The organism is Isoptericola sp. NPDC019693 (assembly GCF_044389085.1).
Lineage (GTDB): Bacteria > Actinomycetota > Actinomycetes > Actinomycetales > Cellulomonadaceae > Isoptericola.
On sequence record NZ_JBIRXP010000001.1, the window covers coordinates 494915 to 509570 of the forward strand.

A 14656-nucleotide genomic window follows, 5' to 3' on the forward strand; every position below is an offset into this window, starting at 1 on the left:
CAAGTGATCCGTCGCGCTATGCCCCGTCATGGCGCGACGGATCGCTTGGCGGAAGGCACGGTGCGGCGGTAGAAGGTGGCGGAGCCGTCGTAGCCGAGGGCCTCGTAGAAGGGACCGGCCCGCCGGCTGGCCAGGGAGACGTACGCAGCGCCGCGGGACACGGCCCACCGCTCGGCGTGGTCCATCAGCGCGGCGCCGAGCCCGCGGCCGCGGTGCGCCGGGTCGACCATGACCTCCTCCACCCAGCAGACCGGGCCGTTCGCGAGGAACGTCAGGTGCGTGCTCGCGAGGAGATAGCCGAGCGGCACGTCGGTCGCCGGCTCCGGGACGACGGCGAGCAGGGTGTCGTCACGACCGAGCAGCGCAGGGAGCGCGACGTCGAACGCGTCGCGCCGCGGCTGGAAGCTCGTCGCGAAGTCCCGGGCGAGCGGCCACAGGGCGTCGGCGTCGTCGTGCCGGGCGGGCCGGACGGTGGCGGTGTCGCGACGGGGCATGGCGGCACCGTAGCGCCGACGTCGCGGTGGATCGTCGTCCCGTCTCAGGACGAGGACCCACCGCGACGTCGGCGACGTCGGTCAGGCCACGCGGGACTTCGGCGCGTTCTCGGCGGTCTTCGCCGGGTCGCGCTCGACGACGTCGCCCAGGACGTCGTCGATGCGGGCCATGAGCTCGGCCGGGATGGTCACGCCCGAGGCCTTGACGTTCTCGGCGACCTGCTCCGGCCGGGAGGCGCCCACGAGGGCAGCGGCGACGTTGTCGTTCTGCAGCACCCACGCGACGGCGAGCTGCGCCATCGACAGGCCGAGCTCGTCGGCGACGGGACGCAGGTTCTGCACGCGGGTGAGCACGTCCTCGTCGAGGAAGCGGCGGATGCTCGATGCGCCGCCCTTCTCGTCCGTGGCGCGGGAGCCCGCGGGCAGCGGCTGCCCGGGCACGTACTTGCCGGACAGCACGCCCTGCGCCATCGGCGACCACACGATCTGCGACAGCCCGCACTCCTTCGAGGCGGGGACGACCTCGTCCTCGATGACCCGCCACAGCATCGAGTACTGCGGCTGGGAGGAGATGAGCTGGAAGCCGAGCTCCTTCGCCAGGGCCGCCCCCGCGCGGATCTGGTCCGCGGTCCACTCGGAGACCCCGATGTACAGGGCCTTGCCCTGGCGCACGATGTCGGCGAACGCCTGCATCGTCTCCTCGAGCGGCGTCTCGGTGTCGTAGCGGTGCGCCTGGTACAGGTCGACGTAGTCCGTGCCGAGGCGCTGGAGGGAGCCGTTGATCGACTCCATGACGTGCTTGCGCGACAGGCCCGTGTCGTTGGGGCCGCCCGGGCCCGTCGGCCAGTACACCTTGGTGAAGATCTCGAGCGACTCGCGCCGCTCGCCCGCCAGCGCGTCGCCGAGCACCTGCTCGGCCGTGGTGTTCGCGTAGACGTCCGCGGTGTCGAACGTGGTGATGCCGGCGTCGAGCGCGGCGCGCACGCACTTCGTGGCGACGTCGTTCTCCACCTGCGAGCCGTGGGTGAGCCAGTTGCCGTAGGTGATCTCGGAGATCTTCAGACCGCTGTTGCCGAGGTACCGGTAGTTGACCATGCGCCCACCCTAGGCACGGACGACCGGTGCACGGTCACTCCGGCCAGACGCCGTGCTTCTTCGACGACGGCTTGGGCAGGCGCGAGCGGCGGATCTGGAACGCGCGCATCACGGCGTACATCATCGTGCCCTTGGGGACGTCGCCGAACTTGGCCCGCAGCCGCTTGCGGAGGCCGCGCCACAGCAGGAAGGCGTCGGCGATGGTGAGCAGCACGACGGCGTACAGCAGGATCAGGACGAGCCCTGCCAGCGTCACGTTGTTCATGACGAAGAAGTTCAGGACGATGAACACGAAGGCGACCGGCAGGAAGAACTCACCGAGGTTCCAGCGCGCGTCGACGTAGTCGCGCACGTAGCGCTTCAGCGGACCCTTGTCGCGGGGCGGCAGGTGGCGCTCGTCGCCGGTCTGCATCGCGCGGTACTCGATGTTGCGCTGCTCGCGCGCCTTCTCCCGTGCTGCCCGCGTCGCGGCCTTGCGGTCGTTCGGCACCAGCGGGCGCTTGTTCGCGGCCTCGGCCACGCTGCGCTTGGGCGTGGGGCGGCCCTTGCCGGACGGCGCGCCGGATTTCTCGAGCTCGGCGGCCGCGTCGACGGGGTCGGTGGAGTCGGGGGACGACGGCGTCGCGTCGGGCTTGTTGCGGGAGAACACGCTCTCAGCGTAGTCGAGCGCGCGGGTAGCGTGAGCCGCGTGACCGACACCCACGCCACCTCCTCGAACGCCCCTGCCTCCGACGACGCCACCACCCTGCGCGCGCACGTCGAACGGCAGTTCCCCGCCCTGCAGGCCGACCTCGAGCGTCTCGTGCGCATCCCGAGCGTGTCCGCCGCGGCCTTCGACCAGGCGCACGTCGTCGCGAGCGCCGACGCCGTGGCCTCGCTGCTGCGCGAGGCCGGGCTGCCCGACGTGCGGATCCTGCGGTCGGACCGCCCCGACGGGACGCCCGGCGCGCCCGCCGTCGTCGCCCGCCGTCCCGCGTCCGAGGGCGCGCCCACCGTGCTGCTCTACGCCCACCACGACGTCCAGCCGCCCGGCGACGCCGCCGCCTGGGCGACGGACCCGTTCGAGCCGGTGCAGGTGGGCGACCGTCTCTACGGCCGCGGCGCGGCGGACGACAAGGCGGGCCTGGTGGCGCACGTCGGCGCCCTGCGCGCCCTCGCCGCGCTGGCCGAGGACTCGGGCGCCGACCTGCCCGTCGGCATCACCGTGTTCGTGGAGGGGGAGGAGGAGTCGGGCTCCCCGAGCTTCCGCCAGTTCCTCGCCGACCACCGCGACCTCCTCGCGGCGGACGTCATCGTCGTCGCCGACTCGACGAACTGGAAGGTCGGCGTACCGGCCCTCACCACCTCGCTGCGCGGCCTCGTCGACGGCGTCGTCGAGGTCGAGGCCCTGGCCCACGCGGTGCACTCGGGGATGTTCGGCGGCCCGGTGCTGGACGCCAACACGCTGCTGGCGCGGCTGATCGCCACGCTGCACGACGACGCGGGGAACGTCGCGGTGCCCGGCCTGGTGAGCGCACCCGAGCCCGAGGTCGACTACGACGAGGCCGCGCTCCGCGCCGACTCGTCGGTGCTCGACGGCGTGGCCCTCGCGGGCGCCGGCACGATCGCCGGGCGGCTGTGGACCAAGCCGGCACTGTCCGTGATCGGCATCGACGCGACGAGCGTCGCGCACGCGTCCAACACGATCGCGCCCCGGGCCGCCGCGAAGCTGTCGCTGCGCATCCCGCCGGGCCAGGACCCGCAGGCGGCGGAGGACGCGCTGCGGACGCACCTCGAGGCGCACGCGCCGTTCGGGGCCCGCGTCACGTGGCGGCCGGGGGAGCAGGGGCGCGCGTTCCACGCCGCCGAGGACTCTGCGGCGATGCGCGCCGCGCGCGCCGCGTTCGCCGCGGCGTGGGGCACCGACCCGGTGGACATCGGCGTGGGCGGGTCGATCCCGTTCATCGCCGACCTGCTCGAGTTCTTCCCGGACGCCGCCGTCCTGGTCACCGGTGTCGAGGACCCGGACTCGCGCGCGCACGGCGCCGACGAGTCGGTGCACCTGGGCGAGCTGCGCAAGGTCGTCCTGGCCGAGGCGCTCCTCCTGCGCCGGGTCGCGACGCTCGAGCAGGGCGCGTGACGGACGCACGGTTCGACGACGTCGCCGCGCGGGCCTTCATCGTGGCGCTGCTGCCCTGCGGCGGCTCGGAGGCCGAGCAGGACGCGATGGTCGCGTTCTGGTCGGCGCTCGGCCTCGAGGTGACGTACCGGCAGCGTCGGCCCTACCCGGTCGTGTCGTTCGGGCGCGGTGGCATCCAGCTGCAGTACTACGGGATGCCGGACTGGGACCCGGAGGCGAGCCACTCCACCTGCGTGGTCGTGGTCCCGGACACCGAGCCGGTCTACGAGTCGTTCGCGGCCGGGCTGCGCTCCCTCTACGGCCGCCTGCCGGTGTCGGGCGCGCCGCGGGTGACGCGGCCGCGCCGGCGCGCCAACAACGCGGGGCTGAGCGGGTTCAGCCTGATCGACCCCGCCGGCAACTGGGTGCGGGTCACGCGCGCCCCGGATCCCGGGACCGAGTTCGCCACCGGCGAGGGCGGGACGATGACGTGGACCGCCGGTGGCGGGGGAGCGCTCGCGCGCGCGACCGAGAACGCCGTCGTGCTGGCCGACTCGAAGGGCGACGTCGCCCAGGCGCGCAAGACGCTGGGCGGCGCGGTCCGCCGCGCCCGTGCCGCGACGGGCGCGGCTGAGCTCGCGCCCGCGCTCGCCTACCTCGTCGAGCTCGCGGTGCGGGCCGGCGACCTCGCCGCGGCCGGCGAGCTCGTCGCCGAGCTCGAGGCGCTCGCAGCCACGTCGGGCGGGGCGGGCGCCGAGAGCGGCGCCGCCGTCCGGGCCGCGGTCGACGAGGCGCGCTCGCTCGTGGCCGACGCCGCCGGCTGAGGCGCTGCACCTCAGCCCGTCCCGGCCTCCGCGCGCACGTCGTCGAGGGCGGCCGGGACGTCGGCGTCGCGGCCGGCGCCGAGCGCGGCGCCGAGGCGTCCGGCGGCCTCGGAGAGACCCTCCGCCCCGAACGTCGCCGCCGAGCCGACCACCGTGTGGCAGAGCCGCATGGCCTCCTCGCGGGCCGCCGGGGTGAGCGCGGCGGGCGACGCCAGCAGCTCCGTGAGGCGGCGGGCGCGACCTCGGTTGCGCTCGCGCGCCCGGCGGGCGAGGACGGCGATCGCCTCGTCGAGCCCGGTGTCGTCGAGCCCGGTGTCGCCTCGTGCCGCGTCCTGTTCGCCGTCGGGCCCGGCCCCGGGCCGACCGTTCGGGGTGCCGGGCGTCGCCGTCACGCGTCCCACCCGAGCACGGCGGCGAGCTCGGCCGACAGGCGCAGGGGGTCGAAGGGCTTGGTGAGGACCCCGGTCGCGCCGAGGCCGTCGAGCCGGGAGATGTCCTGGCTGCCGACCTTCGCGGTGAGGAACACGACGGGGACCTCGCGCAGCTCCGGGACGGCCCGCAGGCGGCCGAGCACGGTCGGGCCGTCGTGGACGGGCATCATGACGTCGAGGAGGATCGCGTCGGGGCGGACGCGGCGCGCGACGTCCAGCCCCATCGCCCCGTCGCCCGCCGTGTGCACCTCGTGCCCCCCGACCGCGGACAGCGCGACCGCTGCCACCTCGCGGATCGACGGATCGTCGTCGATCACCACCACGCGTCGGCCCCCCGTCGCCACGTGCCGTGCCTCCCGTCCGCGTCCTCCTGAGTCCGCACGACGGTACCCCCGGACGCCCGTGGACGCCCTTCGTCGCTCTGGGCGCCCATCGGGAGGGCGAAGCGGGCGAACCTCTCCTACCCTCGGGCCCATGGGGGACGGGCGACAGGCGACGGCTCGGGCGCACACGGTGTTCGTGCGCTGGTGCTGGTCCGCGGCGGTGGTGGGACTGGCGCTGGTGGTGCTCCTGGCCGGCCCGCTGGAGCAGTCCGTGCAGGCCGCGATCTCGCGCGGTGCCATCGCGGCGGCGGGTGTCGTCGCGGCGCTGAGCTGCGGCTGGCGCGCGGCGCGCTCGACGGGGCGCCGGCGCCGCGCGTGGGGGCTGCTGTCCCTCGGCGGGGTGGTCGGCCTGCTCGGCAACGTCTACGCCGTCCTCGTCGGCGCCCCGGAGACCGGCGACGCGGCCTACATCGTGGCCCTGCTCCTCGGCGTGGTGGGGATGGCCCTGTTCCCGACCGTGCGGCCACGCGGCCACGAGCTGGTGCGCATGCTGCTCGACAGCGTGGTGGTCGGAGGGTCGGTCCTGTACATCGCGGTCTTCGCCGTCGCCCTCGGACGCGAGACCAGCTTCCAGGGCGAACCGGCGCTCACGGCCTACGCGCTGCCGGTCGTCGACGCGCTCCTCGCGACGCTCGCGGTCCTCGTGCTCACGCGTTCCCCGGCCGCCGAGCGCGTGCCGCTCGGGCTCGTCGGCATCGGGTTCGTCCTCTACGCCGTCGCCGACGTCGCGTTCGCGCTCCTCACGGCCGAGGGTGGGTTCAGCTTCGGCAGCCCCGTCGACATCGGCTGGGTGGGCGGCTATCTCGCCATCGCGGTGGCCGCGAGACATCCCGCGGCCTCGGGCAGCCCGGTGACCGGGCACCGGACGGACGGGTCGCCCGTGCTCGGCACGGTCGTCACCTTCGGGCTGTTCCTCGCGGCCGCGCTCGCCCGGGTGTGGCAGGCCGGGGCGAACGAGAGCATCTCCTGGGTGGCGAACGCCCTGTGGGTGGCGGTCCTCGTCGCCGTCGCCGTGCGGCAGATCCTCGTGGTCGTCGACAACGAGTCGCTGCGCGGCGGGCTGGAGCGCCGCGTGGAGGAGCGCACGGCACAGCTGCGTGCGCTCGCGAGCGAGCGGGAGCGCACGCTCGAGTCCGTCGCGGACGGGATCTACGGCGTCGACTCCGGCGGGCGGGTCACATTCGTCAACGACGCCGGCGCGCGGACGCTGGGTATGGCCGCGGCCGACCTCGTGGGGCTCGACGCGCACGACACGTTCCACGCGCCCGCCGAGGACGGCACCCCGTACCCCGGCGAGGGTTGCTACATCACCGAGGCGCTGCGCGAGGGCCTCACCGCGACCGCCGAGCAGGACGTCTACCGGCGCCCGGACGGCAAGGACGTCCCCGTCGAGGTCGCGGCGAGCCCGCTGCGCACCGACGGCGTGGTGACCGGCGCGGTCGTGGTGTTCCGCGACATCTCCGAGCGGCGCGAGGTGGAGCGCATCAAGGACGAGTTCGTCTCGGTCGTGAGCCACGAGCTGCGCACCCCGCTCACCTCGATCCGCGGCGCGCTCGGGCTGCTCGACAGCGGCGTCCTCGACCGGTCGTCCGACCAGGCCGCGCGCATGGTGCACATCGCCCTGACGAGCAGCGAGCGGCTGGGGCGGCTCGTGGACGACATCCTCGACGTCGAGCGCATGGAGGCGGGGACCGCGCAGCTGGAGCTCGCAGAGCACGGGCTCGACGGCCTCGTCGCGGCCGCGACGGAGCAGGTGTCGATCCTGGCCGACGACGCCGGCGTGGAGCTGTCGTCGGACGGCTGCACCGAGCGCGTGCTGGTCGACGGCGAACGCATCGTGCAGACGCTGACCAACCTGCTGAGCAACGCCGTGAAGTTCTCGCCGCGCGGAAGCACCGTGCGGGTGTCGGCCCGGCCGGTCGGAGACCTCGTCGAGGTGCGCGTCGACGACGAGGGGCGCGGGATCCCCCCGGAGAAGATCGAGACCGTCTTCCGCCGTTTCGAGCAGGTGGACGCCTCGGACGCGCGCGAGCGGGGTGGCACCGGGCTGGGCCTCGCCATCGCCCGCAGCATCGTCGAGCGGCACGGCGGGCGGATGTGGGCGGTCAGCGACGGCGAAGGGCAGGGGTCCAGCTTCCGGATGACCCTGCCGCGCGTGACCACCACGGCCCCGCCGCGCGACGACGACGTACCGGGCGCCGTGCCCGGCCTCCCGGCGGCGGACCTCCCCGCCGAGCCCGCTCCGGGGGTCACGCAGGGGGCCGGGCAGGGCCCCGCGCCGGCACCCGTGACGGGGTCCACCACCGAGGCCCGTGGCGCCGCGGCCACCCGGGTCGTCGTCGTGGACGACGACCCGTACGTGGTCGACGTGCTGCGCGGCGTGCTGGAGGCGCGCGGGTACGCCGTCGTGGGCGTGACCGACGGCGGCGCGGCGCTCGAGGCCGTCGAGGCCGAGCATCCCGCGGCGATCGTGCTGGACCTCGCGATGCCCGGGACCGGGGGTGCCGAGGTGCTCCGACGGCTGCGGCACTCGGCGGCGACCGCCGAGCTGCCGGTGGTGGTCGTGTCGGGCACCGCCCCGTCGGACGCGCGCGAGACCGCGGCGCTCGCGGACGGCTGGCTGGTCAAGCCCGTCGACCCCGCCCGCCTCGCCGCGACCGTCCGCGACGTCGTCCGGCTGCGCCCGCACCACGAGCACGTGCTTGTCGTCGAGGACGACGACGACCTGCGCGCCGTCCTCACGACGGTCCTGGAGAGCGCGGGCCTGGTGGTGACGGCGGCGCGCGACCTCGCCGAGGCTGGTGCCGCCCTCGCCGACGGCCCGGAGCCGCACCTGGTGCTGCTCGACCTCGGCCTGCCGGACGGCACCGGCTACGACCTCGTCGCCGACCTGCGGCGTCGCGGCCGCCTGCACCGCACCCCCCTCGTCGTCTACTCGGGCGCCGACGTCGGCCCCGTCGAGCGGGCGGACCTCCGCCTGGGCAGTACCGTCTTCCTCACCAAGGGGCGGGAGGCCCCGGACGCGGTCCTGCGCCCCGTCCTGGACCTGCTGGACGCCGCAGCCGGTCGTGCCGCCGACCCCTCCGCCCACCGTCCGACCAGACCGAACCCGAGGACCCCATGACCGAGCCTCTGACCATCCGGGTGAGCACCGGCACCGGCACCGGCCGCACGACGCTCGCCGCCTTCGACGCGGCGCTCGTCGCCGCCGGGGTGGGCGACTTCAACCTGGTCCGGCTGAGCTCGGTGGTGCCACCGGGCAGCACGGTCGTCGAGGTCGACGGGCCCGACCAGCTGCAGGGCGAGCACGGCGACGCGCTGTACTGCGTGTACGCGGCCGGGCACGCCTCGCTGCCCGGCCACGAGGCGTGGGCGGGAGTCGCGTGGTCCCGGCGGGACGACGGCAGCGGGGCCGGGCTCTTCGTGGAGCACGACGGCCCGTCGCACGAGCAGGTGGAGACGGACCTCACGCACAGCCTGGAGGACCTGTCCGCGACCCGCGGCGGCGTGTACCACCCGGAGGGGCGGCGGATCACCGGCCTGGCCTGCGAGGCCCTCCCCGTGTGCGCCGTGGTCGTGGCGACGTTCCGCCGGGCCGGGTGGGAGGAGCTGGGCCGTGCGCGCTGACGTGACGTTCGAGACGACGGTGACCGGGGAGGTGGCCGAGCGGTTCTGGGCGCTCTACCTCGAGGCGTTCGAGCCGCTGCGGACCCGCGCCGCGGCGCGCCACGTGCTGCACCGCGAGGAGTTCGACGAGGAGATGAGCGACCCGCGGGTGCTCAAGCTCCTCGCCCACGACGCCCGGGGGGAGGCCGTCGGCCTCACGACGCTCGCGACGGACCTCGCCGCGGTGCCGTGGGTCAGCCCGGAGTTCTTCGCCGAGCGCTACCCCGAGCACGCGGCGCGCGGGGCCGTCTGGTACATCGGGTTCACCCTCGCCCACCCGGGCCGCCGGGCGACCCGCACCTTCATGGACATGATCGACGTCCTGGTCGCGCACCTCGCCGAGCACCGAGTCGTGTGCGCGTACGACGTGTCCCGGTTCAACGACGACTCGCTGCGGTTCGCCGACAACCTGCGCCGCCGCCTGGAGCGCACGCAGGACGTCACGGTCGAGACCGTGGACCGTCAGACGTACTACGCGACGACGTTCCGCTGACCCGGGCGGGGCGACCCGCCGTCAGACCGCGCCGACGTCCCGGTGGGCGACGTCGAGGGCCCGCGCCCACGCGGCGACGTCGTCGGGCAGCTCCGGGCTCAGGACGGGCGCCTCGGGGCCCATCAGCGCCACGACGTCCGGGGCAGGGACGCGTGCGTTCCCGGGGCCGAGGAAGCGGCCGGCCACGAGGCCTCGGCCGTAGAGCTGCCCGCGGCAGGTGAACACCTGCTCGATGTAGATGACGCGCGCGTCCCAGCCGAGCACGCGCGTGCTGATCTCGAACCGGTCGCCGAGCTTCAGCGAGCGCTTGTAGGTCATCGTCGACGCGGCGACCACCGGGTACCACTTGCGGTCGCCGATCTTGGCGAAGCCGTCGAGGTCGGCGATGAAGTTCGACCGGGCCACGTCCATCATCTGCAGGTACGAGCCGTTGTTCACGTGCAGGTACATGTCGAGGTCGCCGGGGTGCACGCGCAGGCGCGTCACGGACGGGTCGAGCAGGCCCTGACCAGGGACCGGCTTGCGGGGGCGCAGGGACGCCCAGGTGAGCTGGATCATTCGAGTCACCCGCGCAGGGTATACCGGCGACCGCCGGTATCAGGTACCTGACGGGCCGGCCGTCCCGCGGCTCAGACCGGGGGAGCGGGGTCGTACTGGATCCCGCGCCGCACGCCGCGGGCCGCCTCCGGCGACTCCAGCCGCGCCACCAGGTGCAGGGCCATGTCGATGCCCGCCGAGACCCCGGCCGCCGTCACGACGTCCCCGTCGTCGACGAACCGGGCCTCCGTGTCCACGACGACGCTGGGGTCGATCTTCGCGAGCTCGTCGTAGTGGTCGCGGTGCGTGGTCGCCGGCCGCCCGGCCAGGAGCCCCGCGGCCGCCAGCACCAGCGCGCCCGTGCACACGCTCGCGACGATCGGCGTCTGCAGGCGCACCTGCCGCAGCCACTCGAGGTGGGCGGGGTCGGCGAGCATCGCACGGGCGCCCCAGCCGCCCGGGTACACCAGCACGTGCAGCGGCCCCACGTCGTCGGCCGAGTGGGCGGGCACCAGCCGCAGCCCTTTCGCCAGGCGCACCCCGGCGCCGTCGCGCGAGAAGGTGGTCACGTGCGGCTTGAGGGAGGAGTGCTGCGCCCAGGCGGCCAGCACCTCGAACGGCCCGACGACGTCGAGCTCCTCCGCGTCGTCGAACACGAAGATCCCGATACGAAGCCCGCCGTCGGTGCTCATGCCCATCTCCTGCGTCGTCGGGGCCGCCGCGGCCCCTGCGGTCAGATCCCCGGCAGCGCCAGCATCTGGTCGAGCGCCACCCGGGCCCAGTGCGCGTCGTCGGCGTCGACCACGATCCGGTTGACCATGCGCCCCTCGACCAGCGACTCCATCGCCCACACCAGGTGCGGCAGGTCGATACGGTTCATGGTCGAGCAGAAGCACACGGTCGAGTCCAGGTAGTGCACCTGCTTGTCCGGGTGGGCCTTGGCGAGGCGCCGCACCAGGTTGAGCTCGGTGCCGATCGCCCAGGCGCTGCCCGGCTCGGCGGCCTCCAGGGCCCTGATGATGTACTCGGTGGAGCCCACCTCGTCCGCCGCGGTGATCACCTCGTGCCGGCACTCCGGGTGCGCCATCACCGTCACCCCGGGCACCTTCTCGCGGATCTCGGAGACGTTGCGCGCGGAGAACCGCCCGTGCACCGAGCAGTGCCCCCGCCACAGGATCATGCGTGCGTCGCGCAGCTGCTGCTCGGTGAGGCCGCCCAGCGGCTTGCGCGGGTCGTAGACCACGCAGTCGTCCAGGCTCAGGCCGAGCTGGAGGACGGCGGTGTTGCGGCCGAGGTGCTGGTCGGGCAGGAAGAGCACCTTCCCGGTGCCCTCGACGCCCCCGACGCGGTCGAACGCCCAGCGCAGCGCGACCTGCGCGTTCGACGACGTGCACACCGTGCCGTCGTGGCGGCCGGTGAAGGCCTTGATCGCGGCAGAGGAGTTCATGTAGGTCACGGGCACGGTGTCGTCCGCGATGCCGACGTCCTGCAGCACCGCCCACGCCTCCTCGACCTGACCGATCTCGGCCATGTCGGCCATGGAGCAGCCCGCGGCCAGGTCGGGCAGCACGACCTGCTGCGCGTCGGAGGTGAGGATGTCCGCGCTCTCAGCCATGAAGTGCACGCCGCAGAACAGGACGAACTCCGCCTCCGGCCGGGCGGCGGCCTCGCGCGCCAGCTTGAAGGAGTCGCCGGTGACGTCGGCGAAGTCGATGACCTCGTCGCGCTGGTAGTGGTGGCCGAGGACGAACGCGCGCTCGCCCAGCGCGGCCCGCGCGGCCCGGGCGCGCTCCACCAGGTCCGGGTCAGACGGCGACGGCAGCGCCCCGGTGCACTCGACGCCGCGCTCGGAGGCGAGGTCGCGGCCCTGGCCGAGCAGCAGCAGCGCGGAGGATGCGGGCTCGGCGAAGCCGGACGAGGTGCCGGTCGAGCTGCCCGCGATGTCGTTCAGCAGGGTGGTCACGCGCCTATGTTTCCACAGCGGCTGCGTGCGGGACGCCGCGCGTCCGCCCCCGGCGGCGCACGCGCGCGAGCCGCCCGGCCCACCGCCGGGGCGCGGGCTGTGCCACGATCGCGGCATGCAGGTGCTGCTCTGCGTCGGCGAGGACGCCGCGTCCCTGGCCCCCACGCTCGTGACGGCGTGGCGGGAGGCCGCGCCGTCGTGCGAGGTGCGTGTCGTCGCCCTGCCGGACCCGGCGTCGCCCGGGGGGTCCCACCGTGCGCCCGACCGTCCGGCTGCCGGGGTGTTCGTCCCGCTCGAGGCGCTCGGGCTGGTGAGCGTGGCGGGTCCGGGGGAGGGGCCTCTGTCGGCACCGGCCGCGGCGTCCGACCTCGTCGTCGTGCACCTCGCGGTGCTCGACGGCACGACGCTGCGCGAGGGGCGCGTCCCGGCCGCCGTGGCCGCCGGGGCCCCGCACGCCGTGCCGGTCGTGGTGCTGGCCGGGCGCAGCGAGGTCTCGCGCCGTGAGTGGTCGGGCGCGGGCGTGAGCGGCGTGCACGAGACCGGAGACGACCTCGTGGCGGCGACGGCCCGGGTGGCGCGGACGTGGGCGCCGTCCTGGGCGTGACGAGCCGCCTCACGGCCTGGCCGGCTCGCGGGCCGTGGCGGCCCGCCCGTGGGCCGTGTCGTCGCACTGTCGGAATTCGCGCGTAGGATCGGGAACAGCCGTACCGGTCCGCCTGTTGGAGGAAGCATGACCGACACCACCGAGATCGCCACGCACGGCGTGGACCTGTCCGACGTCGCCGCCGACAAGGTCCGCAGCCTCCTCGAGCAGGAGGGCCGCGACGACCTTCGTCTGCGTGTGGCCGTCCAGCCCGGCGGCTGTTCCGGCCTGATCTACCAGCTCTACTTCGACGAGCGTCTCCTTGACGGCGACGCGCTGCGCGACTTCGACGGCGTCGAGGTCGTCGTGGACCGCATGAGCGTGCCCTACCTCGAGGGCGCGAAGATCGACTTCGCGGACACCATCGAGAAGCAGGGCTTCACGATCGACAACCCGAACGCCGGCAGCTCCTGCGCCTGCGGCGGCTCGTTCAGCTGAGCGCACCGCACGCCGAGCGACCTCGACGGCCCGGCCGCCCCCACGGGGCGGCCGGGCCGACGTCGTCCGGTGCGTCGCCAGCGGCGGTCGGGCGTGGGCTCAGGGGGAGGCGTCGAGCCGCACGGTGATCGACCACGCGGTGCCGCCGTCCTCGTCGGGGGTCTGCTCGGCCTCGCCGACGGTCGTGTGCCCGCGCATCCGCGCCCACGCGGGCACGTCGTGGCGCGCTGCCGGGTCGGTCGACAGGACGGTGAGGAGGGTCCCGGCCGGGCGGTCGCGGGCGGCCGCGGCCAGCCGGATCACGGGCAGCGGGCAGCGCAGGCCCCGGGCGTCCACCACGACGGCGTCCGGCCGGGCGTCGTCGGCGCTCACAGCCCGGTCACCCCGAGCACGTCGCGCACGCGCCGCACCGCGGCCGGCAGGACGGCGAGGAAACGCTCGACGTCCTCCTCGGTCGTCGAGCGGTCGAGCGCGACCCGCACGTTGCCGTGCGTGAGCACCCCCATCGCCGCGAGCACGTGCGACGGCTCCAGCGTGCTCGAGGTGCAGGCCGAGCCGGAGCCGACGGCGAACCCGGCCCGGTCCAGCTCCGTCACGAGGGCCTCGCCGTCCACGAACAGGCACGAGAACGTCACGACGTGGGGGAGGCGGTCCTCCGGGTCGCCCACGACCTCGACGTCGGGGACGGCCGCGACGGCGGTCCGCAGGCGGTCCGTGAGGCGGCGTCGGCGGGAGTCCTCGGCGTCGCGGTCGGACGTCGTCGCCTGCAGGGCGACGGCGGCGGCGAACGCGGCGGGCACGCTCACCCCGCCGGGCGCCCACGGGTCGGCGTCCTCCGGCTCCGGCGGGAGCGCCCGGACGCGCTGGCGCACGGCGAGCACCCCCACCCCGGCCGGCCCGCCCCAGTCGGCCGGGTGCGCGGCGAGGAGGTCCCAGGCGTCGGGGACGACGTCGTGGCCCAGCGACGCGCCCGCGTCCACGAGCAGGGGGACCCCCGCCGACCGTGCGGCCGCGTGCGCGGCCTCGAGCGGCTGCCGCGTGCCGACCTCGCCGTTGGCGTGCTGGAGCGCGGCGAGCGCGACGCCGGGGCGCGCGACCCGGTCCGCGAAGGCGTCCGCGTCGACGCGGCCGTGCCGGTCGACCTCCACGACGACGCGGGCGCCCCCGTGGGCGTGCGAGGCGTCGGCCGCCGCGTGCAGCACCGCCGCCCGCTCCGTGGCGCCGACGACGACGTCCCCGCCGGCGCGCCGGCGGGCTCGCGCCGTGCCGACCAGCCCGTCGCGCAGGGCGGACGCGTGGCTGGGGGTGAACCGCACCTCCTCGGTGCGCGCCCCGAGGACCGCGGCGACGGCCTCGCGTGCGCCGTCGAGGAGCCGGGCCGCCCGCCGTCCTTCCGTGTGCAGCCGGTGCGGGTCCGCCCAGCCGTCGTCGAGCGCCTGCAGGAACGCCTGGCGGGCCAGCGGGTGCAACGGCGCGCCGCCCCCGTTGTCCAGGTGCACCCGGGCGCTCGGGGCGGACGTCGCCGGGCCCGGCGACGCGGGGGAGTGGTTCCCGGTCGGATCGGTGGTGTCGGTCACAGGTGTGCTCCGTA

Annotated in this window: 17 protein-coding genes; 7 read left to right on the forward strand and 10 right to left on the reverse strand. The window is 75.1% G+C overall.

The window, feature by feature from the left end; genetic code table 11:
- Nucleotides 1-26: 26 nt before the first annotated feature.
- The 3 genes from ACH436_RS02320 to ACH436_RS02330 form a co-directional block, all read right to left on the reverse strand.
- Nucleotides 27-494 carry a GNAT family N-acetyltransferase gene (locus tag ACH436_RS02320; protein WP_430558562.1) on the reverse strand — a complete coding sequence of 156 codons (468 nt, stop codon included), beginning with the start codon at nt 492-494 and terminating at the stop codon, nt 27-29.
- Nucleotides 495-575: 81 nt separating this feature from the next.
- Nucleotides 576-1589 carry an aldo/keto reductase family protein gene (locus ACH436_RS02325; RefSeq protein WP_430558563.1) on the reverse strand — a complete coding sequence of 338 codons (1014 nt, stop codon included), beginning with the start codon at nt 1587-1589 and terminating at the stop codon, nt 576-578.
- Between the two features lie 34 nt (nt 1590-1623).
- Nucleotides 1624-2238, reverse strand: coding sequence for a DUF3043 domain-containing protein (locus tag ACH436_RS02330; protein ID WP_430558564.1), 615 nt, complete (start codon nt 2236-2238; stop codon nt 1624-1626).
- A gap of 39 nt (nt 2239-2277) precedes the next feature.
- Here ACH436_RS02330 and ACH436_RS02335 point away from each other — a divergent pair, with 39 nt between their 5' ends.
- Together ACH436_RS02335 and ACH436_RS02340 are read left to right on the forward strand one after the other, a co-directional pair.
- Nucleotides 2278-3708, forward strand: a complete 1431-nt coding sequence (locus tag ACH436_RS02335; protein WP_430558565.1) for a dipeptidase — start codon at nt 2278-2280, stop codon at nt 3706-3708.
- The gene (locus ACH436_RS02340) at nt 3705-4511 is read left to right on the forward strand and encodes a hypothetical protein (protein ID WP_430558566.1); all 807 of its coding nucleotides are present in this window, start codon (nt 3705-3707) and stop codon (nt 4509-4511) included. Before ACH436_RS02335 ends, ACH436_RS02340 begins: the two co-directional genes overlap by 4 nt.
- Before the next feature lie 11 nt (nt 4512-4522).
- On the opposite strand, the gene ACH436_RS02345 is transcribed toward ACH436_RS02340, so the two are convergent.
- Both ACH436_RS02345 and ACH436_RS02350 read right to left on the reverse strand, forming a co-directional pair.
- Nucleotides 4523-4903 (reverse strand): Hpt domain-containing protein, encoded by a 381-nt coding sequence (locus ACH436_RS02345; protein ID WP_430558567.1) that lies wholly within the window; start codon nt 4901-4903, stop codon nt 4523-4525.
- Nucleotides 4900-5259, reverse strand: coding sequence for a response regulator (locus ACH436_RS02350; RefSeq protein WP_430558568.1), 360 nt, complete (start codon nt 5257-5259; stop codon nt 4900-4902). Before ACH436_RS02350 ends, ACH436_RS02345 begins: the two co-directional genes overlap by 4 nt.
- 157 nt (nt 5260-5416) lie before the next feature.
- On the opposite strand from ACH436_RS02350, the gene ACH436_RS02355 reads away from it, so the two are divergent.
- From ACH436_RS02355 to ACH436_RS02365, 3 genes are read left to right on the forward strand one after another with little or no spacing between them, the layout of a single operon-like run.
- The gene (locus ACH436_RS02355; protein ID WP_430558569.1) at nt 5417-8449 is read left to right on the forward strand and encodes a response regulator; all 3033 of its coding nucleotides are present in this window, start codon (nt 5417-5419) and stop codon (nt 8447-8449) included.
- Entirely contained in the window at nt 8446-8952 is a 507-nt protein-coding gene (locus ACH436_RS02360) for a pyruvoyl-dependent arginine decarboxylase (protein WP_430558570.1), read from the forward strand. The genes ACH436_RS02355 and ACH436_RS02360 overlap by 4 nt, the downstream gene beginning before the upstream one ends.
- Nucleotides 8942-9484 carry a hypothetical protein gene (locus ACH436_RS02365; RefSeq protein ID WP_430558571.1) on the forward strand — a complete coding sequence of 181 codons (543 nt, stop codon included), beginning with the start codon at nt 8942-8944 and terminating at the stop codon, nt 9482-9484. Before ACH436_RS02360 ends, ACH436_RS02365 begins: the two co-directional genes overlap by 11 nt.
- Nucleotides 9485-9505: 21 nt before the next feature.
- Here the strand turns inward: ACH436_RS02365 and ACH436_RS02370 are convergent, their stop codons facing one another.
- The 3 genes from ACH436_RS02370 to nadA all read right to left on the reverse strand — a co-directional run bounded on the left by ACH436_RS02370 (nt 9506) and on the right by nadA (nt 11984).
- Nucleotides 9506-10042 (reverse strand): acyl-CoA thioesterase, encoded by a 537-nt coding sequence (locus ACH436_RS02370; RefSeq protein ID WP_430559135.1) that lies wholly within the window; start codon nt 10040-10042, stop codon nt 9506-9508.
- A 71-nt stretch (nt 10043-10113) separates the two neighbouring features.
- A complete protein-coding gene (locus ACH436_RS02375; protein ID WP_430558572.1) occupies nt 10114-10713 on the reverse strand; it encodes a DJ-1/PfpI family protein in 600 nt (199 codons plus the stop codon).
- 41 nt (nt 10714-10754) lie between these two features.
- On the reverse strand, nt 10755-11984 hold the full coding sequence (gene nadA, locus ACH436_RS02380) for a quinolinate synthase NadA (protein WP_430558573.1): 1230 nt from the start codon (nt 11982-11984) through the stop codon (nt 10755-10757).
- Nucleotides 11985-12099: 115 nt separating this feature from the next.
- Here nadA and ACH436_RS02385 point away from each other — a divergent pair, with 115 nt between their 5' ends.
- Both ACH436_RS02385 and ACH436_RS02390 read left to right on the forward strand, forming a co-directional pair.
- Nucleotides 12100-12588, forward strand: coding sequence for a hypothetical protein (locus tag ACH436_RS02385; protein ID WP_430558574.1), 489 nt, complete (start codon nt 12100-12102; stop codon nt 12586-12588).
- Nucleotides 12589-12714: 126 nt separating this feature from the next.
- Nucleotides 12715-13065: a HesB/IscA family protein gene (locus ACH436_RS02390; RefSeq protein WP_416343171.1), complete on the forward strand. Its 351-nt coding sequence runs from the start codon at nt 12715-12717 to the stop codon at nt 13063-13065.
- 99 nt (nt 13066-13164) lie between these two features.
- Here the strand turns inward: ACH436_RS02390 and ACH436_RS02395 are convergent, their stop codons facing one another.
- Together ACH436_RS02395 and ACH436_RS02400 are read right to left on the reverse strand one after the other, a co-directional pair.
- Complete coding sequence (locus ACH436_RS02395; RefSeq protein WP_430558575.1) at nt 13165-13437, reverse strand: sulfurtransferase TusA family protein; 273 nt, start codon at nt 13435-13437, stop codon at nt 13165-13167.
- Entirely contained in the window at nt 13434-14564 is a 1131-nt protein-coding gene (locus ACH436_RS02400; protein WP_430559136.1) for a cysteine desulfurase family protein, read from the reverse strand. The genes ACH436_RS02395 and ACH436_RS02400 overlap by 4 nt, the downstream gene beginning before the upstream one ends.
- Nucleotides 14565-14656 lie beyond the last annotated feature (92 nt).